We start from the raw sequence: 23,902 nt of genomic DNA, 5'->3' as shown, positions 1-23,902 counted from the left end.
GGACTCCACCGTAAGGCCAACCTTGTCACCTGACAAAGTTGCTCGACATAATCGATCGACAGATTCACTCGACCGAGTTACTTGACCGTGGCGCTACCCTGGCCCAATGGCACATGTCCCCGCCTCCGAACGCCGCCCGCAACTGGTCCGGGCCGCCATCGACCTGATGACCCGCGAGGGCGTCGCCGCCGGCAGCACCCGGGCGATCGCCGCCGAGCTGGGCGTGGCACAGGCGACGGTGCACTACACCTTCGGCACCAAGAAGGACCTCTACCGCGCGGTGGTCGAGCAGCTGACGGCCGAGTTCGTCGGCCAGGTGCGCGACGCGGCCCCCGGCGACGGGCCCTTCGGCGAGCAGATCCGGGCCATGGTGCACGCGCTCTGGGCCGGGGCCACCGGCGAGGAGGGGCGGTGCGTCCTGCTGGACGAGTTCGCGGCGCTGGCGCTGCGCGACCCCGACCTGCAGGACGTCATGCGCGGACTGCAGCACGAGATCGAGACCACCGCCTCGCAGATGCTCGAAGCGCTCGCCGCCGCCCACGAGCTGGAGCTGGCACTGCCCGCCCAGGACATCGCCACGCACTTCCTGACCGGCTTCGACGGGCTGACCGACCGCTACCTGGTGCTGCGCAGCGCCGGCGAGCAGCCGGACGCCGAGGCGTTGCGGGCGCTGGACCTGCTGGTCGCCACCACGGTCGGGCTCTGCCTGGGCTCACCGGCCCGGATCGGCTGACGCCCGGCGGTCCCCCGCGGGTCCGGCCGCGGCCCGCCTACTCGACGATCCGGACCGGCAGTTCCACCAGGACTTCGCGCAGCGAGGCCGCGAAGCGGTCGTACTCGGCACTGCGGGCCGAACCCGGCCGGACGGCGAGCCCGATCCGACGCCCGGGCGCGGGCGCGGCGAAGCGGACGGCGGCCAGCCGGTCGGTGCGCCCCGCCTCGACGTCCAGCGCGGTGGCGGGCAGCAGCGTGACGCCGAGGCCGCCGGCCACCAGCTGGACCAGGGTGGAGAGCCCGGCCGCCCGGGTGGTGGAGCCACCGAGGTCGGCGCCGACCTCGCGACAGATGTCGAGGGCCTGGTCACGCAGGCAGTGCCCCTCCTCCAGCAGCAGCACCTCCAGGTCGAGCAGCACGTCGCGCGCGACGTCGATCCGCCCGGCGAGCGCGTGCCCGGGCGGGGTGACCAGCACGAAGTCCTCGTCGAACAGCGGAATGTCCCGGGTCGGCGAGGACCCGCCGGCCGGGAGCGCGAGCAGCAGGACGTCCAGCCGGCCGGCCGCCAGCCCCTCCAGCAGCGAGGGCGTGCGCTCCTCGTGGACGTGCAGCTCCAGCTCCGGGTACCGGTCGCGGACCAGCCGCAGCACGGTGGGCAGCAGGTAGGGGGCGACGGTGGGGATGACGCCGAGGTGCAGCGGGCCGGTGAACGGACGGCGGGCGGCCTCGACCTCCTCGGTGAGCGACTGCAGCGAGGCGAGCACCCGGCGTGCGTGTTCGAGCACGCGCTCGCCCAGCGGAGTGATGATCACCTTGCGTGTCGTACGCTCGACCAGCTGCGCCCCCAGCGACTCCTCCAGCGCCGCGACCGCCCCCGAGAGGGCCGGCTGACTGGTCCCGGTGGCGGCCGCCGCCTCCCGGAAGTGCCGGTGCTCGGCCACCGCGACGAAGGCCTTGAGCTGGGCGACCGTGGGCGTCCTGGGGCCGCGGGATGTGGTGCTTCCCACAGTGCCCGCGGGTTTGCGCGCGGCACCCTTGCGTGGCGTGGGGCGTGAGGTGGGCATGGGGCTATTGATAACTCTCTCCGATCAGACACATCGAGTGTAGCTATTTCCCTGATCAGTCCACGATGTGGAATCGTGGAAGCCGTTCCGCAATCCGGACAAACTCCCCTCATCTCACTTCAGGAGAAGCGAACGTGCTCACGATCGGTGACAAGTTCCCCGAGTTCGAACTCAACGCCTGCGTCGACCTGGACGCCGCGAACGCCTTCGCCGAGATCAACCACAAGTCCTACGAGGGCAAGTGGAAGATCGTCTTCTTCTGGCCGATGGACTTCACCTTCGTCTGCCCGACCGAGATCGCCGCGTTCGGCAAGCTGAACGAGGAGTTCGCGGACCGCGACGCCCAGATCCTCGGCGTCTCCGGCGACTCCGAGTTCGTGCACCACGCCTGGCGCAAGGACCACAAGGACCTGCGCGACCTGCCCTTCCCGATGCTGGCCGACATCAAGCACGACCTGATGCGCGCCTGCGGCGTCGAGGGCGCGGACGGCACCGCCCAGCGCGCGGTCTTCATCGTCGACCCGAACAACGAGATCCAGTTCGTCATGGTGACCGCCGGCTCCGTCGGCCGTAACCCCAAGGAGGTCCTGCGGGTGCTGGACGCCCTGCAGACCGACGAGCTGTGCCCGTGCAACTGGACCAAGGGCGAGGACACCCTCGACGCCCAGGCCCTGCTGGCGGGCTGACCGACATGGCTCTCGACGACCTGAAGTCCGCCCTCCCGGACTACGCCAAGGACCTCAAGCTCAACCTGAGCGCGGTCATCGGCAACTCCGACCTCCCCGCCCAGCAGCTCTGGGGCACCGTGCTCTCCTGCGCGATGGCCACCCGCAGCCCCGCCGTGCTGCGCGCGCTGGAGCCCGAGGCCAAGGCCAACCTCTCCCCGGAGGCGTACAACGCCGCCAAGGGCGCGGCCGCGATCATGGGGATGAACAACGTCTACTACCGGACCACGCACCTGCTCTCCGACAAGGAGTACAGCAGCATGCGGGCCGGTCTGCGGATGAACATCATCGGCACCCCGGGCGTCGAGAAGATCGACTTCGAGCTCTGGTGCTTCGCGGTCTCCGCCATCAACGGCTGCGGCCAGTGCCTGGACTCCCACGAGGGCGTGCTGAGCAAGGCCGGTGTCGCGCGCGAGGTCATCCAGGCCTCCGTGAAGATCGCCGCCGTGCTGCAGGCCGTGGCCGGTGTCCTCGACTCCGAGGCCACCCTGGCCGGCGTCGACGCCTGATCCCACGCCACACCACGCGGGCCCCCGCCGGACCTTCCGGCCGGCGGGGGCCCGCGCGCGTCGCGGCGGCCGAGGGCCGCGCGCGCCCTACTCGGCGGCGGCCGGCGTCGCGCCGCCGGCCGAGGCGGTCCGGGCGACGGCCGCCTCGCGGGCGGCCTCCATCGCGGTGAACACGGCCTGCCCGGCCTCGTTGCGACGGCGCAGGTGGCCGACCACGGTGTTGGTGACCGCGATCAGCGGGACGGCGACGATGGCGCCGCCGATGCCGCCGATGATGGAGCCGGCGGCCACCCCGAGCACCACACCCAGCGGATGGACGCGGACGGCCCGGCCGAGGATCAGCGGCTGGAGGATGTGGCCTTCGAGCTGCTGGACGGCGATCAGCACCACCAGCACCATCAGCGCGGTCCACGGGGAGGTGGTGACGAGCGCGATCAGCACCGCGACCGTCCCGGTGACCAGCGCGCCGACCAGCGGGACGAAGGCCCCCAGGAAGATGATCACCGCGAGGGGCAGCGCCATCGGCACGCCCAACAGCTGGATACCGATGCCGATGCAGACCGCGTCGATGAAGGCCACGCAGACGGTGCCGCGGACGTACGCGGTCAGGGTCGCCCAGGCCTTCGGACCGGCGCCGGCCATCGCGTAGCGGGAGTGCCGCGGCAGGCCGCGCAGCGCCCAGCCCCAGATCCGCTCGCCGTCGTAGAGCAGGAAGAAGGTGGTGAAGAAGGCGAGCAGGACGGTCGTCAGCACCTCGACGGCGATCTGGGCACCGGTGAGGCCGACCGAGGTGAGCTGGTCGGTGTTGGTGCTGATCGCCTTGGTGATCTGGTCGGCGAAGTCCTTGATCTGCTGCTCGGTCAGGTGCAGCGGGCCGGTGACCAGCCAGTCCCGGAGGGTCGCGACACCGTCCTGGACCTTGCTGGTCACATCGGACAGGTTGGTGGTGACCTGCCAGACCACGAACCAGCCGACCAGCCCGATCCCGGCCAGGCCGCTCATGAACACCCCGCCGGCGGCCAGCGAGCGCGGGACGCCGTGCCGGCGCAGCCAGGAGACCGTGGGCTCCAGCAACGCGGAGATCAGCAGCGAGGCCAGCACCGCGAAAGCCACCAGCCGCAGCATGTCGACGACCATGAAGAGGACGTAGAGCGCGGCGCCGAGCAGCAGCAGCCGCCAGGTCGACTCGGCGGCCACCCGCAGCCCCCAGGGCACCGCCTCGGCCGGGGTGGCGGGCCGTCCGGGGTGGAGCTCCCGCCCGAAGGCACCGTGGGTGGGCGGCGGAGCCGGGGCCGGGGCATGGGCCGGCGCGACGACCTCCTCGCGCGGAGCCGGCAGCGGGGCCGCGACCGGGACCGCCGTCGTGACCGCGCCCGGGGGCAGCGCCTGATCCGGGATCGGCACCACCGCGACCGGGGGTTCGTGGTACTCGGCCGCGATCGCGGCCCGCCTGCGCCGCTCGATCACGGCGGCCGCGCTCGCCACCACGGCCACGCCCTTGGCCACGGCCTTGAAGGCCTTCCCGCCCCGCGCCATCCTCGCTACCGCCGCTCCCCCGCTGGTCCGCCGTGCCGGCGGTACGCCGTGGGTCCCGCCACGGCCGTCAGGGATGAAACTACCCGCCCGACGCGGTGCGAGTCCGACGGGCGGGCCGGTTGGCCGTGATCGGCGGCGCGCCCCGGCCCCCCACCGGCCCCGGCCGATCAGTCGGTATCCGGACAAACCGGTCCGGACCGGATGGTTTCAGCCAACTGGCAACGGGGAGGAGTCCAAACGAGAGCCGGAGCCATCTGTCGGCGGACCGGCCGGTGCGGGAGGCAACCAGGACCCCTTCCCGCGCCCCGCGTCCGCACCCGGGCCCGCACCGCCCGCGAGCGCACTGGTCAGCGCAGCCCGGGCGGGGCGGCCCGCCCATCGCGCGGCCACGGCGGCGGGGGGCCCGCCGCACACCACGGCCCCCGACCGCGTGAGAGCGGTCGGGGGCCGTGGTGGTGAAGCGTGCTTCCGGTACCCGTGGTTCCTAGTACCAGTGGTGCGACTGCCAGAACGACCAGGCGCCACAGGGGCTGCCGTACCGGCTGTTCATGTAGTTCAGGCCCCACTTGATCTGGGTGGCCGGGTTGGTGCGCCAGTCGGCGCCGGCCGAGGCCATCTTGGTCCCGGGCAGTGCCTGGACCAGGCCGTACGCGCCGGAGCTCTTGTTGGTCGCGGTGTAGTCCCAGCCGCTCTCGCGCTTCACGATCTGGCTGAAGCACTGGAACTGCGCGTCGCTGCCGACGATCTGCTGGGCGATCTCCTGGACCGAACCGGGGCTGACCGAGACCGGCGGCGCGGCCGTGTCGGTGGCGGCCATCGCGGAACGCGCCTTGGAGCGGTTGGCGGCGGCCTCGTCGGCCTTCCGCTTGTCGTCGGCGGCCTTGGCGGCCTTCTCCGCGTCGGCCTTGGCCTGCGCGTCGGCGGCGGCCTGCTGGCGCGCTGCCTCCTCGGCGGCCTTCTGCTCCGCGGCGGCCTTGGCGGCCGCGTCGGCGGCGGCCTGCTGGGCGGAGGCCTGCGTGCCGATGTTGTCGCTGATGGTCTGCGCCTGGGCGCCAGAGGGGACTTCGGCAAGCAGGGTCGCACCGGCGACATCGACCGTCTGCGTCGTCTTGCCCTCGCTGCCCGAGGCCACACCCACGACGGCACCGACTGCGGTGACGGCGGTGGCGGAGGCCACAGCGACTCCCCGGACCGAGATCCGAGTCACATGGTTTCCTTCCAGCATCGCCCACGCGTGACCGTACGGGCGCAACATGCCCCTTGTCGCTGCCCTCCCTAGGTGCTGGTCACGGGAGGTACTGACCCGGCGTCCGGAGGCGGTGAGGCGACCGGGCGTTGCGATCGGGCGGCGTACGGCTCATCGGTGTTCAATTGTGCGTCCACCTACCGGAGTTGGCGGACCTTCCGGACCGGGCCCACGGTCTCCCGGGGGCCCTGTCATGCCGTACGCGGGGCCTGACAGAACCCTCACCATGCCGCACCGGGCCCTGTCGACGCAATTCCCTGTTGCGTGGCGCATCTCACATTCACCGCACTGGAGTTCTCCGGACGGAAAGCACTCGATGTGATGAAAGGGGCGCGGGCCCGCCCCGTCAGGAGCGGGCCCCACGCCCGAAGTTGACCTTATTGTCCGACTATGACCCCATTACGGGGGGATCACGGGTTGATGTCCTCCAGCATCTCCGTGACCAGCGCCGCGATCGGCGAGCGCTCGGACCGGGTGAGGGTGATGTGCGCGAACAGCGGGTGGCCCTTCAGCTTCTCCACCACCGCCACCACGCCGTCGTACCGGCCGACCCGCAGGTTGTCCCGCTGCGCCACGTCGTGGGTCAGCACCACCCGCGAGCCCTGGCCGATCCGGGAGAGCACCGTCAGCAGGACGTTGCGCTCCAACGACTGCGCCTCGTCGACGATCACGAAGGCGTCGTGCAGGGACCGCCCCCGGATGTGGGTCAGCGGCAGGACCTCCAGCATGCCCCGGGAGATGATCTCCTCGATGACGTCCGGCGTGGTGACGGCCGAGAGGGTGTCGAAGACCGCCTGCGCCCAGGGGCTCATCTTCTCCGTCTCGGAGCCCGGCAGGTAGCCGAGCTCCTGACCGCCCACCGCGTACAGCGGCCGGAAGACCATCACCTTGCGATGCTGCCCCCGCTCCAGCACCGCCTCCAGACCCGCGCACAGCGCCAACGCCGACTTCCCCGTGCCGGCCCGACCGCCCATCGAGACGATCCCCACCTCCGGATCCAGCAGCAGGTCCAGCGCCACCCGCTGCTCGGCGCTGCGCCCGCGTAGCCCGAAGGCCTCGCGCTCCCCGCGCACCAGCCGGACCCGGCCGTCGCCGGTGACCCGGCCCAGCGCCCGGCCCCGCTCGGAGCTGAGTACCAGTCCGGTGTGGACGGGCAGCTCGGCCGCTCCCTCGACGTCCACCGCCGCGTCGTGGCCGGCCGCGAACAGCGCGTCCACCTCGTCGGCGGGCACGTGCAGCTCGGCCATGCCCGTCCAGCCGGAGGTGATCGCCAGCTCGGCCCGGTACTCCTCGGCGAGCAGGCCGACCGAACTGGCCTTGATCCGCAGCGGGAGGTCCTTGGAGACGACCGTGACGTCGTAGCCCTCGGCCTGCAGGTTGCGGGCGACCGCCAGGATCCGGCTGTCCGCCTCCCCACCGGCGACCCGGTAGCCGACCGGCAGTATCGACAGGTCGGAGTGGTTCAGCTCGACCCGGATGGTGCCGCCGAGCTCCCCGACCGGGATCGGCTCGTCGAGCCGGCCGAAGCGGATGCGGTAGTCGTCGAGCAACCGCAGCGCCTGGCGGGCGAAGTAGCCCAGCTCGGGATGGTGCCGCTTGGCCTCCAGCTCGGTGACCACGACCACCGGCAGGACGACCTCGTGCTCCTCGAAGCGGGTCATGGCGAGAGGGTCCGCCAGGAGCACGCTGGTGTCGAGAACGTACGTGCGCCGGTCTGGCGTCCGGCGGCTCTTGGAACTGACCACTAGGCCTCCAGAGCGGATGACCCTGCGTCATCCGCGGCAAGCCGGCCCCCGCTGCCCCGGTGGCCTCGGGGCCGGTCTGCTCGGAGTATTCCCAGGCGAGGGGCGGTGCATTCACGTTCTCGGCGAACTGACGGATCATTGCCGGTGAACGTTTGACCTCGCGTCGCGCCCGGGTACGCCAGCCCTACTGGGGGGTCGGCAGGGACCGCTGGGGGCCGACGGGCGTCACAGGCCCATCCGCCGGTGGCGTTCCTCGTACGCGCGCAGCGCCCGGAGGAAGTCGACCTTCCGGAAGGCGGGCCAGTAGGCCTCGCAGAAGTAGAACTCGCTGTGCGCGCTCTGCCAGAGCAGGAAGCCGGACAGCCGCTGCTCGCCCGAGGTGCGGATGACGAGGTCCGGGTCGGGCTGGCCCTTGGTGTAGAGGTGCTCGGCGATGTGCTCGACGTCGAGGATTTCGGCCAGTTCCTCGATCGAGGTGCCGCGGCCGGCGTGCTCCTGCAGCAGGGAGCGGACGGCGTCGGCGATCTCGTGCCGGCCGCCGTACCCGACCGCGACGTTCACCGTGATCCCGTCGATCGCGGCGGTCTCCTCGGCGGCCCGCTTGAGCACGTCCGCGGTGTGCTGCGGGAGCAGGTCCAGCGCCCCGACCGGGTTGACCCTCCAGCGGCGGGCGGCGGCCAGGCCGGTGACGGCGTCCTCGATGATCCCGAGCAGGGGGACCAGCTCGTCGGCCGGCCGGGAGAGGTTGTCGGTGGAGAGCATCCAGAGCGTGACGACCTTGACGTGGGTCTCGTCGCACCAGCCCAGGAACTCGCTGATCTTGTCGGCGCCGCGCTGGTGGCCGTAGGCGGTCGAGCCTCCGGTCGCCTTGGCCCAGCGGCGGTTGCCGTCGAGGATCACGCCGATGTGGTGCGGGGTGCGGGCGAGGTGGACCTCGACCCGGCGACCGTAGAGGCCGTACATACCGTCCAGCAGGGTGCGCAGACCCGGCGTGCGTTCGACGACATCGCGCAGACCCATGGTTTTCGGCCCCTCCGTACTCATTCACCGGGGTACGTCACAACCCCCGGCGCAGCCTACTCCGGCACGGAGGCAGTGGGTAAAGCCGCAGGTAGCGGTCCGGTCACAGTCCTGTGCGGAGACTGTCGCGGACGGCGTGGCAGGAGTGGCCGGAAGACACCCGCGCGAACACCCGGTGTCCCCCGGGGCTCCGGATACGGAACGGTATCCGGTTCCTTAAAGAATCCGTAAGCCGACCGTTCAATGCTTGACGACCACCAATGGTCTAGTCCAGCTTTTGACCCAGGGCGGAACGAACACCGAACTCCGCCCGGCCCAAGGCAGTACTGCGGACCTCCCCTCCCCCACACGCGGCCGCCGCGCCCCCCACCGCGGCGGCCGCTCCTCCCCCAGGAGCGCACCTCCATGGCCCGTACGCTGAACCAGCCCGCGCACAAGCGCCGGCGCAGCACCCTCCCGGCCCTCGCCGCCGGTGCCACCGCCCTCGCCCTCGCCGGCAGCGGTCTCGCCCTCTTCGCCGGCGGCGCCTCGGCGGCGGTCGGGAACCTGGTCTCCAACGGCGGCTTCGACGCGGGCTCGACCGCCGGCTGGGTCTGTACCGGCGCCGCGAGCGTCGTCTCCACCCCGGTCCACTCCGGCACCGGCGCGCTGCAGGCCACCCCGGGCGCCGGGGACACCGCCGAGTGCACCCAGACCATCAGCGTGCTGCCCAACACCAGCTACGCGCTGAGCGCCTGGGTCCAGGGCCCGTACGTCTACCTCGGCGCGCGCGGCACCGGCGGCACCGACCCGAGCAGTTGGTCCAACCAGAACAGCTGGAACCAGCTCTCCTCCACCTTCACCACCGGCGCGAACGTCAAGAGCGTCACGCTGTTCGTGCACGGGTGGTACGGCCAGAGCGCCTACCTCGCGGACGACATCACGCTGAGCGGCCCCGGCGGCACCAGCACGCCGAGCCCGACCGCGACGGCCACCCCCACGCCGACCGCTTCGCCGACGGCCACCGCTTCGCCGACCGCGACCGCGACCGCGACGCCGACCGCCACCCCCACGGCGACCGCGACGCCGACCCAGACCGCCACCCCGACCCCCACGGCGACCGCGACCAGCACCACCCCGCCGGTCACCGGCCTGCCGAAGCACGCCGTCACCGGCTACTGGCACAACTTCGACAACGGCGCGACCGTCCAGAAGCTGAGCGACGTCCAGAGCGCCTACGACATCATCGCGGTCTCCTTCGCCGACGCCGTGCCGACCAAGGGCGGGGCGATCAGCTTCACCCTCGACCCGGCGCTCTCCAAGGCCCTCGGCGGCTACACCGACGCGCAGTTCCGCGCCGACGTGAAGGCCAAGCAGGCGGCCGGCAAGAAGGTCATCCTGTCGATCGGCGGCCAGAACGGCGCCATCGCGGTCGGCGACTCCAACGCCGCGGCCGCGTTCACCGACAGCGCCTACGGGATCATCAAGGACTACGGGTTCGACGGCATCGACGTCGACCTGGAGAACGGGGTCAACCCGACCTACCTCGGCAACGCGCTGCACAGCCTGCAGGCCAAGGTCGGCCCGAACTTCATCCTCACGATGGCCCCCGAGACCATCGGGATGTACAGCACCGCCGGCGCCTACTTCCAGCTGGCGCTGAACACCAAGGACATCCTGACCGTCGTCAACACCCAGTTCTACAACTCGGGCGGCATGAACGGCTGCGACGGCAAGGTCTACACCCAGGGCACCATCGACTTCATCACCGCGCAGATCTGCACCCAGATCCAGGGCGGCCTGCGGCCCGACCAGGTCGGCATCGGTGTCCCGGCCTCCAGCAAGGCGGCCGGCGGCGGGTACGTCTCGCCGACCGTGGTGAACAACGCGCTGGACTGCCTGGCCACCGGCAACAACTGCGGGAGCTTCGTGCCGCCGGCCAAGTGGCCCACCATCCGCGGCGCGATGACCTGGTCCACCAACTGGGACGCCAACAACGGGAACGCCTTCTCCAACACGGTCGGCCCGTTCGTCCACAAGATGCCGTAACTCCCCTCGGCGCGCCGCTCCTTGAGGGTGGGGCTCGCGCGCCGACGCCGGGGCCCGTCGTACCTGACCGGTACGACGGGCCCCGCTCGTTCCCCGGCCGGGCGCGGTGCCGCCGCGGCCGGGTCTACCGCAGCAGCACCGCCACCAGCGTCCCGAGCAGCAGGAACGGACCCATCGGCAGGTCCAGGCCGCGGACCGACCGCCGCCGCGCCAGGGCGGCCGCCGCCAGGGCCAGGGCCCAGAGCCCGGCCAGCACCGACGCCGCGAACAGCCCGGTGAAGGCCGCCGACCAGCCGTACCGGCCGAGCAGCGCGCCGAGGCCGAGCGCGAGCACGGTGTCCCCCGCGCCCATCAGCCCGAACCAGCCGGGCAGTTCGAACAGGGCGGCGGCGGCCAGCGCCACCAGCAGACAGCGCAGCAGTACGCCCGGCCGCCCGGCCGCCAGCTCCAGCACCACCAGCAGGACCGCCAGGCCCGCCGCCAGCGCCCAGCTCAGCGGGTACGGCAGCCGGCGCACCCGGGCGTCGGTGAAGCCGAGCACCACCCCGGGGCCGGCCGCCCACAGCAGCAGCACCGCGTCGGCCGGGTCCGTGGCCGACAACGCGGCCGCCGCCACCGCGACGGTCACCGCCTCCACCTGCCAGGCCCCCGGCCCCAGCCGCTCCCGGCACCCCGGGCAGCGCCCACCGGGCCGCAGACCGCGCAACTCCCGCTCGCAACCGGGACACCGCGTGCACCACGGCGTGTCCTCCGGCACCGCGTACCGCACCACCAGCCCCCGCAGCGCGGGGGCCACCAGCAGACCGCCCAGCACCGCCCCGAGCACGACCGCGACCACGGCGCCCCCTCCCGTCCACCGCCGGAACCGGTCCACGGGAACCGCCCGGCGCTCGTTGGCGTCCGACCCCTGCGGTGCCACATGGGAATCCGGCGCCGCACCGACCACATCATCCACGGGGAAACACTGTGACCAACACTCAGAACGCGCTGCGCGCCGCCGTCCCGCTCGCCGCGCTGGCGCTGCTGCTGACCGCCTGCGGGCCCGAGAACGAGGACCCGGCCGGCGCGGCGGGCGCCGGCGGCGCGACCGTCGCCGCCACCGGCACGCCGGGCGCCACCGGGGCTCCGGCGGCCACCGGGGGCGGCGCGGCCACCGGGGGCTCCGGCGGTACGGCGGGTACCGCCGGCACCGGCGGCAGCACGCCGAACCCCGTCCCGTCCGCGGCCACCAGCGGCAACCCGATCGGCGGCGCCAACGGTGGCGGCGGCAGCGGGAAGATCGGCTACGACAACCCGCTGGCGCCCACCGCCACCGGCAGCTACCTGGGCAAGACCAAGGCCGACGTCACCCCGGTCTCGGTGGTCAAGGGCACCCTGGCCGAGATCGCGCCGTACAACTTCAAGCCGGCCGACCTCGACGGCAAGACGCCGTACTACGTGACCGTCTCGTTCACCAACCGCACCGGTGCCCCGCTCACCGACGAGTACTTCATGATGCGGTTCAAGGTGAAGTCGGACAGCGCGCCCAGCGGCGGCGCCCTGCCGGCCCCGACGATCCTGAAGTCGATCCCGCAGTGCGACTCCGGCAAGAAGCCCGGGCCCCTGGCCGACGGCCAGACCCAGCAGCAGTGTGCGGTCTATCTCGTCCCGACCAACACCCCGCCGAAGTTCCTCGCCTTCGGCAGCGTTCTGGACACCGAGCCCCTGATCTGGAAGGCCGGCTGACAGCTCCGCCTGCTGATCGAAGGGGGCCCTGAGGACCCGTCCGGCGCGTGCCCTCGCGCCCGCGCCGGACCGGTCCGGGATACCCCTAAAGTAGGCAGGCATGCAGGTCATCCAGTCCAGCAAGCTCGCCAACGTCTGTTACGACATCCGCGGCCCGGTGCTCGACGAGGCGATGCGGCTGGAGGAGCAGGGCCACCGCATCCTGAAGCTCAACACCGGCAATCCCGCCGTGTTCGGCTTCGACGCGCCCCCGGAGATCCTCCAGGACATCCTGCGCAACCTCTCCTCCGCGCACGGGTACGGCGACTCCAAGGGCCTGCTCGCCGCCCGCCGGGCCGTGGTGATGCACTACGAGGAGCGCGGGCTGCACGGCCTCACCGTCGAGGACGTCTTCCTCGGCAACGGCGTCTCGGAGCTGATCCAGCTGGCCATGACGGCCCTCCTGGACGACGGCGACGAGGTGCTCGTCCCGGCGCCGGACTACCCGCTGTGGACGGCCTCCGTCTCGCTGGCCGGGGGCACCGCCGTGCACTACCGCTGCGACGAGCAGTCCGAGTGGTACCCGGACCTCGCCGACATCGAGGCCAAGGTCACCGACCGGACCAGGGCGATCGTGGTGATCAACCCGAACAACCCGACCGGCGCGGTCTACCCGCGCGAGGTCCTGGAGGGCCTGGTCGAGATCGCCCGCCGGCACAAGCTGGTGGTCTACGCGGACGAGATCTACGACAAGATCCTCTACGACGACGCCGAGCACATCCCGCTGGCCACCCTGGCTCCGGACCTCTTCTGCGTCACCTTCAACGGGCTCTCCAAGGCCTACCGGGTGGCGGGCTTCCGCTCCGGCTGGATGGTGCTCTCCGGCGACCGGCACCGCGCCCGCAGCTACATCGAGGGCCTGACCGTCCTCGCCTCGATGCGCCTGTGCGCCAACATGCCGGCCCAGCACGCGGTGGCCGCGGCGCTCGGCGGCCGGCAGTCGATCAAGGACCTGATCCTCCCCGGCGGCCGACTGCTGGAGTCCCGGGACGCCGCTTACCGGCTGCTCAACGAGATCCCGGGGGTCAGCTGCGTCAAGCCGAAGGGCGCGCTCTACGCGTTCCCCCGGCTGGATCCGAAGGTCTACAAGATCAAGGACGACGCCCAGATGGTGCTGGACCTGCTGCGCGCCGAGCGGATCCTGCTGGTCCAGGGCACCGGCTTCAACTGGCCCGAGCCGGACCACTTCCGCCTGGTCACCCTGCCCCGGGCCGAGGAGATCACCGACGCCGTCACCCGGATCGGCGACTTCCTCGGCGGCTACACCCAGCCGTGACCGCCGGCGGGCCGCTCGCCGGGGAACCCCCTCGTCCGGGCCGCGGCACCGTGGGTAGCATGCGGCGTTGAGCCGGCGGCCGCGGGAGGCCCTCCCGCCCGGCCCGGGGGAACCGCGCGGCGGCAGAGGTCACCGCGCGGCGCCGTGCTCGGTGCCGCGGCCTCGCCGCGACCGCCTCCCCCGACCGCTCCGGACCGAGGGAACCGACCCACCATGACCTCCCGTACCACCGGCTCGCGCCTGCGGACCGCCGCCGCGCTCTCCGGCGCGGCCGTCGCGCTGCTGGCCGCCGTACCGGCCGCTCCGGCCGCCGCCGCCTCGGGGCTGCAGGTCCCCAAGTACAGCCCGCTGGTCAACTCCCAGAGCGGCAAGTGCCTGGAGATCGGCGGCTGGCGCACCGACGCGGGCGCCCCCGCCCAGCAGTGGGACTGCACCGGCGGCGCCAACCAGCTCTGGGACATGATCCAGGTGCCGGGCAAGGCCGCCTACCTCCTGCGCAACCGCAACTCCGACAAGTGTCTGGAGATCGCCGACTGGCGCCAGGACGACGGCGCCCCGGCCCGCCAGTGGGACTGCACCGGCGGGGACAACCAGGCCTGGCAGATGGGGGCCGGCGGGAGCGTCCAGACCGGCCCCAAGGAGGTCGGCTTCATGAACTGGAACTCGATGGGCTTCCTGGAGGTCGCCGACTACCGGATGGACAACGGCGCGCCGGTCCGGCAGTGGCGCGGAGGCCAGGGCTGGAACAAGTACTGGACCATCGTCAACGCCAAGGCGATCTGACCGGCGCCGAAGGCTCCGGGAAAAGCTACGGCCGGAGCCCTGGTCCGGACGATCTCCTTGGTCGGGGAAAGATCGTCCGGCGGGGCTCCGGCCGTCCTGTCGCTCGGTCGGTGCGCGATTCGTGCCACGCACCCACCACTACTCGCCGGGCTGAGGCTCAGGCTCAGCCGAGGCGGGCGACCAGGTCTCGGTACTCGTCCCACAGCTCGGTCGGCGTGTGGGCGCCGAAGAGCTCCAGGTGGGCCGGGACGAGCGCGGCCTCCTGACGCCAGATGTCGGCGTCCACGGTGAACAGCAGCTCCCGGTCGGCCTCGGAGAGGTCCAGGCCGTCCAGGTCGAAGCCCTCGACGGTCGGCAGCACGCCGATCGGGGTCTCGACGCCCTCGCCGGTGCCCTGCAGGCGCTCGACGATCCACTTGAGCACGCGGCTGTTCTCGCCGTAGCCGGGCCAGACGAACTCGCCCGCGCCGTTCTTGCGGAACCAGTTCACGTAGTAGATCTTCGGCAGCTTGGCGGCGTCCGCCCGGGCGCCGACCTTCAGCCAGTGGGCGAAGTAGTCACCCATGTTGTAGCCGCAGAAGGGCAGCATCGCGAACGGGTCGCGACGCAGCTCGCCGACGGTGCCCTCGGCGGCGGCGGTCTTCTCGGAGGCGATGTTCGCGCCCAGGAAGACACCGTGCTGCCAGTCGAAGGACTCCGTCACCAGCGGGACGGCGGTGGCGCGGCGGCCGCCGAACAGGATGGCCGAGATCGGCACACCCGCCGGGTCCTCCCACTCGGGCGCGATGGTCGGGCACTGGGCGGCCGGCACGGCGAAGCGGGCGTTCGGGTGGGCGGCCGGGGTGCCGGACTCCGGCGTCCAGTCGTTGCCCCGCCAGTCGGTCAGGTGGGCCGGCGGCTCGTCGGTGAGGCCCTCCCACCAGACGTCACCGTCGTCGGTGAGCGCGACGTTGGTGAAGACCGTGTTGCCCCAGAGGGTCTCGATCGCGTTGGCGTTGGTGTCCACGCCGGTGCCGGGGGCGACACCGAAGAAGCCGGCCTCGGGGTTGATCGCGTAGAGCCGGCCGTCGGCGCCGAAGCGCATCCAGGCGATGTCGTCGCCGATCGTCTCGACCTTCCAGCCCGGGATGGTCGGCTGGAGCATGGCGAGGTTGGTCTTGCCGCACGCCGAGGGGAAGGCCGCCGCGGCGTACGTGGCCTCGCCGTTCGGCGGGGTGAGCTTGAGGATGAGCATGTGCTCGGCCAGCCAGCCCTCGTCGCGGGCCATGGTCGAGGCGATGCGCAGCGCGTAGCACTTCTTGCCGAGCAGGGCGTTGCCGCCGTAGCCGGAACCGAAGGACCAGATCTCCCGGCTCTCCGGGAAGTGCGAGATGTACTTGGTGCTGTTGCACGGCCACGCCACGTCCGCCTCGCCCTCGGCGAGCGGAGCGCCGACGGTGTGCACGGCCTTGACGAACTCGCCGTCCTCGCCGAGCTGGTCCAGCACGGCCTGGCCCATCCGGGTCATCACCCGCATCGACACGGCGACGTAGGCGGAGTCGGTGATCTCGACGCCGTACGCGGCCAGCGGGGAGCCGACCGGACCCATGGAGAACGGCACGACGTACATCGTGCGGCCCTTCATCGCGCCGCGGAAGAGACCGCTCTCGCCCTGGAAGACCTCCCGCATCTCGGCGGGGGCCTTCCAGTTGTTGGTCGGACCGGCGTCCTTCTCCTGCTCGGAGCAGATGTAGGTGCGGTCCTCGACGCGCGCCACGTCCGTGGGGTCCGAGGCGGCGTAGTAGGAGTTGGGGCGCTTCTTCTCGTCGAGCTTCCTGAAGGTGCCCTGAGCGACCAGCAGGTCCGCGAGGCGCTGGTACTCCTCCTCGGACCCGTCGCACCACTCGATGCGGGCCGGCTGGGTGAGCTCCGCGATCTCGCTCACCCAGGCCAGCAGGCGCTTGTGACGGGTGGGCGCGGATGCGCTGAGAGCGAGGTTCTCGTACGACACGATCGCTCCGTTTCACGCCATCTCGGCACGGAGACGGCGTAGCGGGGGTTTGAGGGTGCTTGCAGCGTAGCCCCGGCCTCCGGCGTCGAATACGGCGCAACGGTGAAGTTGACTCATCTTTTACTACATTCAGTCTGGTTACTTGCAGGTAATCAGTCGCCTCAGGCCGACCCGCGCCCCTCGCGATCAACCCCCGAACACTCCAAAACGTCCAAGTAGTGATGAGCACCACTTCCTACGCGTCAGTAACCTACGGAGGCGTAGGTAGCGGGTAGCATGCTGCCCATGACTGCTGAGCTCCTGGGGAGCACGGAGCGTGCCGAGAGCAAGCCGACCTGGCGTGGCTGGCTGCACGCCGGGATGTTCCCCGCCGCGGTGGCCGCCGGGATCGTGCTGATCTGCCTGGCCGACTCCACCCCCGCCAAGGTCGCCTGCGCGATCTACTCCGTCAGCGCCTGGCTGCTGTTCGGGGTCAGCGCGGTCTACCACCGCTTCACCTGGGGACCGCGCGGCGACGCCGTACTGCGCCGGCTCGACCACGCGAACATCTTCCTGATCATCGCGGGCACCTACACCCCGTTCACCATCCTGCTACTGGACGGCGGCGCCCGGCAGCTGCTGCTCTGGGCGGTCTGGGGCGGTGCGCTGGCGGGGATCGCCTTCCGGGTGTTCTGGGTCGGCGCGCCGCGCTGGCTGTACACGCCGGTGTACATAGCGCTGGGCTGGGCCGCCGCCTTCTTCCTGCCGGACTTCCTGCGCACCGGCGGGGTCGCGGTGCTGGTGCTGATGATCGTCGGCGGGGTGCTCTACAGCGTCGGCGGGGTGGTGTACGGGCTCAAGCGCCCCAATCCCTCACCGCGCCGGTTCGGCTTCCACGAGGTGTTCCACGCCTTCACCCTCGGAGCCTTCATCGTCCAGTACGTCGGGGTCTCACTGGTGGCGTACAGCACGGCCGGCTGAACCCGGCGCCCCGCGACGGGCGGTCGACCGGTCCTGCGACCGGGCGGCCGCCCGTTCCGCCGTCCACTCCGAGCCCGGGCGGCCCGGCCGGCCGCGGTCCGGACGCTCGTGCGCCGGGCCGCCGTCGTGCCCCGGGCGCTCGTACGCCGGACGCTCGCGCCCCGGCCGCTCCCGTGCGACGCGCTCATGGGCCGCGTGGTCGTGACCCGGGTGGTCGTGACCCGGGTGGTCGTGACCCGGGTGGTCGTGACCCGGGTGGTCGGACACCAGCCGCTCGGGGGCCGGGCGCTCGGGAGCCGGGTACCCGGCGGTCCGGCGCTCGGCAGGCGGCCGCTCGGCGCTCGGGTACTCGGCGATCGGGTACCCGGGGGTCGGGTGCTCGGCGGCCGGGGACCCCGGGGCCGGGAACTCCCGCACCGGACGGTCCCGGCCCGGGTGCTCACGGATCAGCCGCTCGCGCGCCCCGTGCGGGCGGGAGCCGGCCTGCCGCGCGTCCAGGGCCTCGCGGGCCCGGCGGCAGCGCTCGCAGTGCGCGGCGTCCGGGACCCCCCGGCCGGGGCGGTGCCCGCGCTCCGGACGGCGCCCGCGCGGCCCGGCCTGCTGATGCAGCAGCTGCCAGCGCCGGCCGACGTACACCATCAGCAGCAGCACCTCGACCCCGGCGACCCCCAGCACCAACACGGCACCGTTGATCAGGTAGGCCGCGACCACGGCCAACGCGGACACCACCACCACTGCCGCACCCCAGATCTGGGCGCTCGACTCCCTGTCGGCCATTCGACTTCCCCTTCCTGCGCCGGGCTCGTGGTCGGCTCCTGCCGCCCCACCCCTTCTCCGCTCTCGGCACGCTTCGGCCCGCACTGACCGATTGCCACATCGTATCTACCGTCCGTCACCCGGAGCCGCCCGGGGGCGGCGAACGCCAGATCAACGTTGCGTCAATTCCTTGTGCGGAACGCGCACTTCCAGGACACGTCACGGAGCGTGATGACCGTCGTACCGAACCCTCGACATTGACGGTCGGCCTCTTTTGGGAGTTACTGTCATTTGAGAGTGACTCCCTCAAGCGTCCTGGAGGTTGCCGTGCCCACGCCCGCCGTCCCGCCCACGCCCGCTCCACCCGGACCCGACCCCCGGCGCTGGCTGGCACTGGTCGCCGTCGCGCTGAGCGTCCTGGTCATCAGCTTCGACATGACGATCCTCAACGTGGCCCTGCCCACCCTGGCCTCCCAGCTCCAGGCCACCACCGGGCAGCAGCAGTGGATCGTGGACTCCTACACCGTGGTCTTCGCCGCCGCGATGCTCCCGGCCGGCCTGCTCGGCGACCGGTTCGGCCGCCGCCGCACCCTCACCGTCGGCCTCGCGCTGTTCGGGCTCGCCTCCGCCGTCGGCATGCTGGCCGACAGCCCCGGCACCCTGGTCGCCGCCCGCGCCGCGATGGGCCTGGCCGGGGCGCTGGTCATGCCGATGTCGCTGGCGGTGATCCCCGGCCTGTTCCCCGCCGGCGAGCAGCGCCGCGCCACCGCGATCCTGTCCGCCGCGATCGCCGCCGGCACCCCGCTCGGCCCGCTGATCGGCGGCTTCCTGCTGCAGCACTTCTGGTGGGGCGCGATCTTCGTGATCAACGTCCCGCTGACGGTGATCGGCATCGTCGCCTGCGTCCTGCTGCTCCCGGAGACCCGCAACCCCGACGCGCCCCGGATCGACGTGCTCGCCACCGTGCTCGGCGCGGGCGGTCTGGCCACGCTGACCTACGGCATCATCGAGGGGCCCGAACGCGGCTGGGCCGACCCGCTGGTGCTGGGCATGATCGGCGGCTCGCTGGTCGCCCTCACCGCCCTGGTACTGCGCAGCCGCCACCAGCGCGCCCCGATGCTCGACCTCACCCTGCTCGCGGACCCGACCTTCCGCTGGGCGGCGGTGGCCGCGACGCTGGTCTCGCTGGTGCTCTTCGGCGCGTTCTTCGTCCTGCCGCTGTACTTCCAGAGCGTGCTGGGTGCGGACGCCTTCGGCACCGGCCTGCGGCTGATGCCGATGATGCTCGGGCTGATGGTGGCCGCCAAGCTCAGCGAGGGCCTGGTCGCCCGGATCGGCCCCCGCGCGGTGATCGGCCTCGGACTGGCCTCGCTGTCCGCCGCCCTGCTGCTCGGCAGCCGCACCTCGGTCTCCGACGGCTACGGCCCGGCGGCGGTCTGGCTGACCCTGCTCGGCCTGGGCATGGGCCTGTCGCTCATCACCGCCCAGGCCTCCGCGCTGCTGACCCTGCCCCCGGCCCGGGCCGGGGTCGGCGCCGGGCTGATGCAGACGCTCCGCCAGGTCGGCGGCGCGATCGGGGTCGCCGTCTTCGGCAGCCTGCTGGCCGGTTCGTACCGCGGTGCGCTGGACGTCTCCGCGCTCCCGGCCGACGCCGCGCACCGGGCCGAGCAGTCGGTGGTCGCCGCCGACGCGATGGCCGCCGCCTCCGGGGACCAGGCCCTGGCGGCCTCCGCGCACGCCGCCTACGTCCACGGCATGACGGTGGTCCTGCTGGTCTCCGGGGTGATCGCCCTGCTCTCGGCCGTACTGGTCGTGCTGCGGATGCCGCCCGCCGAAGCACCCGGCGCCGAGGCCGCCGACCCCGCCGCGGAGACCGCCGACCCCGCTGCGGAGACCGCCGCCGTCCCGGCCGCCGATCACGGATAATCGAAGGTATGAGCGCAACGCAGCCGACCACGGCGCCCCCGGCAGGCCCGGCCCACACGGTCCAGGCGATGCTGGAGGCGCCGCTGTCGCTGCGCGAACGGAAGAAGCTGAAGACCCGCCAGGCGATCCGTCACGAGGCCTACCGGCTGATCGCCGCCCAGGGGTACGAGAACACCACCGTGGAACAGATCGCGGCGGCGGCCGAGGTCTCGCAGTCCACCTTCTTCCGGTACTTCGCCACCAAGGAGGACCTCGTCCTCACCGACGAGTACGACCCCGCGATGGTCACCGCCCTGCTGGCCCGACCCTCTGACGAACCGTTTCTGCGCACCTGCCGGGAGGCCCTGGTCGGCCTGATCCGCGAACTGCCCCAGGACGAACGGGACGAGCTGCTCACCCGCATGCGGCTGGTCCGCGACGTCCCCGCGCTGCGCGCCAGGATGCACGAGACCGCGAACGACCCGCAGCGGCTCTACCTCGCCGCGCTGACCCGGCGGCAGGGGGTCGACGAGCCGACCTTCGAGATGCGGATCACCGCGGCGGCCATCGGGGCCGCGACCACCGAGACCGTACTGCGCTGGGCCGAGACCGGCGGCCAGCAGGACATCGCGGACCTGGTCGACCACACCTTCGCCGTGCTGGAGCGCGGCTTCACCGGCCTCTGACCACGACGGCGCCCCGTGCCGGCGGACGGGGCCCGGCCACCGGCGGACGGGCGCCCCGCGCCGGCGGACGGGGCCCGGCAACCGGGCCGGACCCCACCGCCTCACCCGGCCGGTGACCTATCCCCGCCTGGCACCCGCCCGCCGCCGCCGCGCGAGGCCCGCGCCCACCAGCGCGGTGGCCCCCAGGGCCGCACCCGCCGTCACGGCGGGCAGCGCGCCGCCACCACCGGACGCGACGGCGGTCTCCGACCCGCCGGCGTCCGGCTGGTACCCGCCGCCCTTGCCCGCCCGGTCGTACGCCGAGCCGGGCAGCTTGTCCCCGTAACGCTGGTGGACCAGCCGCTGGTACGCGGCCAGGGTGACCCCGGCCTCGCCCACCGAGCGCCGCGCCTCGTCGTCCAGCGGCAGCACCCGGCCGGCCCGCAGCACGTACCAGGCGTTGAGCTGGGGCTCGCGGAACGCCGTCCCGCCGCCACCGCCCGCCGCCACCGCCGCGTAGTCGGTCTCGTCGCCGCCGGAGGCGATGTTGACCACCCGCCAGGTCTCGCCCTGCTTCACCGTCCAGACCGAGGCCACCTGGCCGTCCGCCGAGACGGCCTTGCTGGCGGTGTACTCGGCCTTCGCCACCGGTGCGCCCGGGGAGCCGGCCACGAAGTCCGCGTCCAGGGTGTAGACGGGCACGGTGTCGCCCGTCAGCCGGGGCGCGGCCGCGCTCGCCGCCCGCGCCTCCTCGGCCGCGCCGATGGTGAGCCGCCGGGTCGGCGGCACGCCCTCGCGCGCGAAGAAGTGGCCCAACCGGTCCAGGACGGCCTGGTCCTGGACGGCGCCGCGGGCCTGGGCGAGGTCGGCCGCGCCGACCGGCGCGGGGGTGCCCGCGGGGCCGCCGGCCGGGGTGTCCGCCTGGGCGGCCGGGGTGACGGCCAGGCCGAGACCGGCGGCGAGCAGGACGGCGACGGCCGCGTTACGGATGCTGGTCATGGCCGCCCTCACGCGCCGATCCGGTACAGGGAGTGGGTCCAGGAGAACGTGCCGTTGGACACGTAGTAGGTGTAGTCCGCCCAGTTGTAGCGGGTGTTGGAGGGCCACGGGTCGCCCCAGTAGACCCAGTTGCTCGCGGTGTCGTAGCCGTAGACGACGTGCATGTGGCCGCCGCCGGAGCTCCACTGGATCCGGGTCTCCACCGGCCGGTCGGCGTTCACCTCGGTCTGCAGCGTGCTGTAGCGCAGGTAGCCGGTGACGTACGAGCCGGGGTTGATGCCGACCCGGCTCAGACCGTTCTGGACATCGCCCAGTGTGGCCTGGTTGTTGGGGCAGCTGGAGTTGATCGAGCGGCCGAACGCGGCGTTGCAGAACTGGTTCTGGCTGTAGCCGTAGCCGAACCAGGTGGCGATGGTGTTGCCGCTCGCCGCCCAGCACCAGTTGGTCTGCTGTTGCTGCTGCATGGTGATGTTGAGCTTCTTGAACGTGCCGGCCAGATCGGCCGTGCTGCCCGGCGCCGCGGCCGGACGGACCTGGGCGGCGGCACCGGTGGGGGCCGGGGCCGCCGAGGCGGGGGTGGTCGCCGCGACGCTGAGCGCCGGGCCGAGCACGCCCAGCGCGAGCGCCGCGACGGCGCGGCGCAGACGTATCCGTGGAACTGGCATGGGGGAGTGTCTCCTTGCACAGCAGAGGAGTGGGGGTTCCTTCTGGGTGCGGTCCGGATCGCGTCACCGAGCATCGCGCCGTTGACAGAAGCTGGTCAACGGCCGTCACAGGCCGCGAAAGACGGTGTGAACGGCCCGGCCCAGTTGTGAACGCCACCCCCGAAACGCCCGCGCGGCAGGCCGGGACCGGTGACAAACCGCCTTCCACATGTGAATATTCACGACCAACCGGTGTCCGCCCTGCCCGCCCACCGAGGAGGCCGCCATGCAGCGGAACGACCAGGCCGACCTCGCCACCGCACTGCGCACCGGCCCGTTCCACGTGGCCCTGCGCACCGCCATCACCGCCCGCGGCCTCGCCCTGCACCGCGTCCGCCGGCACCTCGCCCTGCGCGGCGTCCACGTCGGGGTCACCAGCCTCAGCTACTGGCAGCAGGGCCGCCGCCGGCCCGAACGCCCCGAGTCGCTGCGCGCCGTCCGGGCCCTGGAGGAGGTCCTGGACCTCCCCGAGCACTCCCTCACCCGGCTGCTCGGCCCCCGCCGTGCCACCCCCGCCGACCAGGCCGGTCCACCCGTCCGCCCGTACCGGGACCTCATCTCCCCGGCCGCCGCCGTCGACGACCTGCTCACCGCCCTCGCGAGCCCGCGCGACACCGGGCTGCACACCATCACCCACATCGAGCGGATCCGGATCGGCGCCGACCGCCAACTGCTGCGCCGCGACTCCCAGCACGCGCTGCGCGCCCACCGCGACGGCATCGACCGCTACCTGGCCCTCTACCAGGGGGATCCCGGCTGCGACATCACCCGGGTCGGGGTGCGCGCCGAGGAGAACTGCCGCCCCGGCCGGATCCGCCGCGACCAGACCCACGACCTGCTGGTCGCCGAACTCCTCCTCGACCGCCGGATGCGGGCCGGCGACACCCATCTGCTCGGCTACGGCTTCGACGCCAGCCCGTCCCCCACACCCGGCTGCGAGTACGTCCGCGGTTTCAACTCCGGCGCCGGCCAGTACGTCCTCCAGGTCACCTTCCACCCCGACGCGCTGCCCGTCCGCTGCCACCGCTTCGCGCTCCGCTCCCCCGGCGAGAAGCCCTACGAGACCGAGGAGTTGACCCTGGACGGCCACCACTGCGTCCATCTGGTGGCGACCGCCCTGCAGCCCTGTCTGCTCGGCGTCCGCTGGGACTGGGAGTAGCGCGCCCCAGCGCCGAAGGCCCAGCGCCGGAAGCCCACCGTCAGGCAGTCCTCCACCGGCCGGTAACCGAGCTGCTGGTAGATCGAGTTGCCGGTCGGGTGGGCCAGATCGGTGTGGAGCAGCACCTCGGTGGCCCCCTGTGCGAGCGCGTGCGCGGTGGCGGCCGCGGTGACGCCGCTCGCGTAGCCGCGGCCGCGCCGCTCGCCCGGCGTGCGGACCGGGCCGATCCGCGACATGCCGGCGTTCACCGGGCTGTTGCCGGCCATCGCGACCGGGGTACCGCCGTCCTCCCGGAGGCGCAGCCCCCGTCGGCCGTCCGCTCGTCCACCGCGCCCGGCACGCCGGGGAGCGCGA

General features: G+C 72.5%; 22 protein-coding genes. 11 read left to right on the top strand and 11 right to left on the bottom strand.

Annotation, left to right across the window (positions count from 1 at the left end):
• The first annotated feature begins 106 nt into the window (after nt 1-106).
• Nucleotides 107-733: a TetR/AcrR family transcriptional regulator gene (locus ACFXHB_RS28140; RefSeq protein WP_380577452.1), complete on the top strand. Its 627-nt coding sequence runs from the start codon at nt 107-109 to the stop codon at nt 731-733.
• 37 nt (nt 734-770) lie between these two features.
• Here ACFXHB_RS28140 and ACFXHB_RS28135 read toward each other — a convergent pair whose 3' ends face one another.
• The gene (locus tag ACFXHB_RS28135; protein ID WP_380577451.1) at nt 771-1,721 is read right to left on the bottom strand and encodes a LysR substrate-binding domain-containing protein; all 951 of its coding nucleotides are present in this window, start codon (nt 1,719-1,721) and stop codon (nt 771-773) included.
• A 191-nt stretch (nt 1,722-1,912) separates the two neighbouring features.
• Between ACFXHB_RS28135 and ACFXHB_RS28130 the strand changes: the two genes are divergently transcribed.
• Nucleotides 1,913-2,464: a peroxiredoxin gene (locus tag ACFXHB_RS28130; RefSeq protein ID WP_380577449.1), complete on the top strand. Its 552-nt coding sequence runs from the start codon at nt 1,913-1,915 to the stop codon at nt 2,462-2,464.
• Nucleotides 2,465-2,469: 5 nt separating this feature from the next.
• Nucleotides 2,470-3,012: an alkyl hydroperoxide reductase gene (locus ACFXHB_RS28125; RefSeq protein ID WP_380577448.1), complete on the top strand. Its 543-nt coding sequence runs from the start codon at nt 2,470-2,472 to the stop codon at nt 3,010-3,012.
• Between the two features lie 87 nt (nt 3,013-3,099).
• Here ACFXHB_RS28125 and ACFXHB_RS28120 read toward each other — a convergent pair whose 3' ends face one another.
• The 4 genes from ACFXHB_RS28120 to ACFXHB_RS28105 all read right to left on the bottom strand — a co-directional run bounded on the left by ACFXHB_RS28120 (nt 3,100) and on the right by ACFXHB_RS28105 (nt 8,559).
• Nucleotides 3,100-4,548, bottom strand: a complete 1,449-nt coding sequence (locus ACFXHB_RS28120) for an AI-2E family transporter (RefSeq protein WP_380577446.1) — start codon at nt 4,546-4,548, stop codon at nt 3,100-3,102.
• 484 nt (nt 4,549-5,032) lie between these two features.
• The gene (locus ACFXHB_RS28115; RefSeq protein WP_380577445.1) at nt 5,033-5,773 is read right to left on the bottom strand and encodes a transglycosylase SLT domain-containing protein; all 741 of its coding nucleotides are present in this window, start codon (nt 5,771-5,773) and stop codon (nt 5,033-5,035) included.
• A gap of 431 nt (nt 5,774-6,204) precedes the next feature.
• Nucleotides 6,205-7,539, bottom strand: coding sequence for a PhoH family protein (locus ACFXHB_RS28110; protein ID WP_380577444.1), 1,335 nt, complete (start codon nt 7,537-7,539; stop codon nt 6,205-6,207).
• Nucleotides 7,540-7,764: 225 nt separating this feature from the next.
• Nucleotides 7,765-8,559 carry an isoprenyl transferase gene (locus tag ACFXHB_RS28105; RefSeq protein ID WP_380577443.1) on the bottom strand — a complete coding sequence of 265 codons (795 nt, stop codon included), beginning with the start codon at nt 8,557-8,559 and terminating at the stop codon, nt 7,765-7,767.
• A gap of 405 nt (nt 8,560-8,964) precedes the next feature.
• Here ACFXHB_RS28105 and ACFXHB_RS28100 point away from each other — a divergent pair, with 405 nt between their 5' ends.
• Entirely contained in the window at nt 8,965-10,587 is a 1,623-nt protein-coding gene (locus ACFXHB_RS28100) for a chitinase (protein WP_380577442.1), read from the top strand.
• 124 nt (nt 10,588-10,711) lie between these two features.
• Here ACFXHB_RS28100 and ACFXHB_RS28095 read toward each other — a convergent pair whose 3' ends face one another.
• On the bottom strand, nt 10,712-11,425 hold the full coding sequence (locus tag ACFXHB_RS28095) for a prepilin peptidase (RefSeq protein WP_380577441.1): 714 nt from the start codon (nt 11,423-11,425) through the stop codon (nt 10,712-10,714).
• A 128-nt stretch (nt 11,426-11,553) separates the two neighbouring features.
• On the opposite strand from ACFXHB_RS28095, the gene ACFXHB_RS28090 reads away from it, so the two are divergent.
• The 3 genes from ACFXHB_RS28090 to ACFXHB_RS28080 all read left to right on the top strand — a co-directional run bounded on the left by ACFXHB_RS28090 (nt 11,554) and on the right by ACFXHB_RS28080 (nt 14,410).
• On the top strand, nt 11,554-12,312 hold the full coding sequence (locus ACFXHB_RS28090) for a hypothetical protein (RefSeq protein ID WP_380577440.1): 759 nt from the start codon (nt 11,554-11,556) through the stop codon (nt 12,310-12,312).
• Nucleotides 12,313-12,412: 100 nt separating this feature from the next.
• Nucleotides 12,413-13,627: a pyridoxal phosphate-dependent aminotransferase gene (locus ACFXHB_RS28085; RefSeq protein WP_380577439.1), complete on the top strand. Its 1,215-nt coding sequence runs from the start codon at nt 12,413-12,415 to the stop codon at nt 13,625-13,627.
• 213 nt (nt 13,628-13,840) lie between these two features.
• Nucleotides 13,841-14,410, top strand: coding sequence for an RICIN domain-containing protein (locus tag ACFXHB_RS28080; RefSeq protein WP_380577438.1), 570 nt, complete (start codon nt 13,841-13,843; stop codon nt 14,408-14,410).
• Nucleotides 14,411-14,573: 163 nt separating this feature from the next.
• Here the strand turns inward: ACFXHB_RS28080 and ACFXHB_RS28075 are convergent, their stop codons facing one another.
• Nucleotides 14,574-16,400 (bottom strand): phosphoenolpyruvate carboxykinase (GTP), encoded by a 1,827-nt coding sequence (locus ACFXHB_RS28075; protein ID WP_380577437.1) that lies wholly within the window; start codon nt 16,398-16,400, stop codon nt 14,574-14,576.
• Between the two features lie 276 nt (nt 16,401-16,676).
• Between ACFXHB_RS28075 and ACFXHB_RS28070 the strand changes: the two genes are divergently transcribed.
• A complete protein-coding gene (locus ACFXHB_RS28070; protein ID WP_380577436.1) occupies nt 16,677-17,360 on the top strand; it encodes a hemolysin III family protein in 684 nt (227 codons plus the stop codon).
• On the opposite strand, the gene ACFXHB_RS28065 is transcribed toward ACFXHB_RS28070, so the two are convergent.
• On the bottom strand, nt 17,331-18,137 hold the full coding sequence (locus tag ACFXHB_RS28065) for a hypothetical protein (protein ID WP_380577435.1): 807 nt from the start codon (nt 18,135-18,137) through the stop codon (nt 17,331-17,333). The genes ACFXHB_RS28070 and ACFXHB_RS28065 overlap by 30 nt on opposite strands.
• 306 nt (nt 18,138-18,443) lie before the next feature.
• Between ACFXHB_RS28065 and ACFXHB_RS28060 the strand changes: the two genes are divergently transcribed.
• Together ACFXHB_RS28060 and ACFXHB_RS28055 are read left to right on the top strand one after the other, a co-directional pair.
• Nucleotides 18,444-20,042: an MFS transporter gene (locus ACFXHB_RS28060; protein WP_380577466.1), complete on the top strand. Its 1,599-nt coding sequence runs from the start codon at nt 18,444-18,446 to the stop codon at nt 20,040-20,042.
• A gap of 8 nt (nt 20,043-20,050) precedes the next feature.
• Complete coding sequence (locus ACFXHB_RS28055; protein WP_380577434.1) at nt 20,051-20,707, top strand: TetR family transcriptional regulator; 657 nt, start codon at nt 20,051-20,053, stop codon at nt 20,705-20,707.
• A 117-nt stretch (nt 20,708-20,824) separates the two neighbouring features.
• Here the strand turns inward: ACFXHB_RS28055 and ACFXHB_RS28050 are convergent, their stop codons facing one another.
• A complete protein-coding gene (locus ACFXHB_RS28050) occupies nt 20,825-21,685 on the bottom strand; it encodes a hypothetical protein (RefSeq protein WP_380577433.1) in 861 nt (286 codons plus the stop codon).
• Nucleotides 21,686-21,693: 8 nt separating this feature from the next.
• Nucleotides 21,694-22,350, bottom strand: coding sequence for a papain-like cysteine protease family protein (locus ACFXHB_RS28045; protein ID WP_380577432.1), 657 nt, complete (start codon nt 22,348-22,350; stop codon nt 21,694-21,696).
• Between the two features lie 265 nt (nt 22,351-22,615).
• Here ACFXHB_RS28045 and ACFXHB_RS28040 point away from each other — a divergent pair, with 265 nt between their 5' ends.
• Nucleotides 22,616-23,548 carry a hypothetical protein gene (locus tag ACFXHB_RS28040; protein WP_380577431.1) on the top strand — a complete coding sequence of 311 codons (933 nt, stop codon included), beginning with the start codon at nt 22,616-22,618 and terminating at the stop codon, nt 23,546-23,548.
• On the opposite strand, the gene ACFXHB_RS28035 is transcribed toward ACFXHB_RS28040, so the two are convergent.
• A complete protein-coding gene (locus ACFXHB_RS28035) occupies nt 23,446-23,850 on the bottom strand; it encodes a GNAT family N-acetyltransferase (RefSeq protein ID WP_380577465.1) in 405 nt (134 codons plus the stop codon). The genes ACFXHB_RS28040 and ACFXHB_RS28035 overlap by 103 nt on opposite strands.
• Nucleotides 23,851-23,902 lie beyond the last annotated feature (52 nt).

Source organism: Kitasatospora sp. NPDC059327 (genome assembly GCF_042752535.1).
In the GTDB taxonomy this organism is placed as follows: domain Bacteria; phylum Actinomycetota; class Actinomycetes; order Streptomycetales; family Streptomycetaceae; genus Kitasatospora.
Note: the sequence above shows the minus strand (reverse complement) of the source record. Positions and strands in the feature narration are given on the sequence as shown.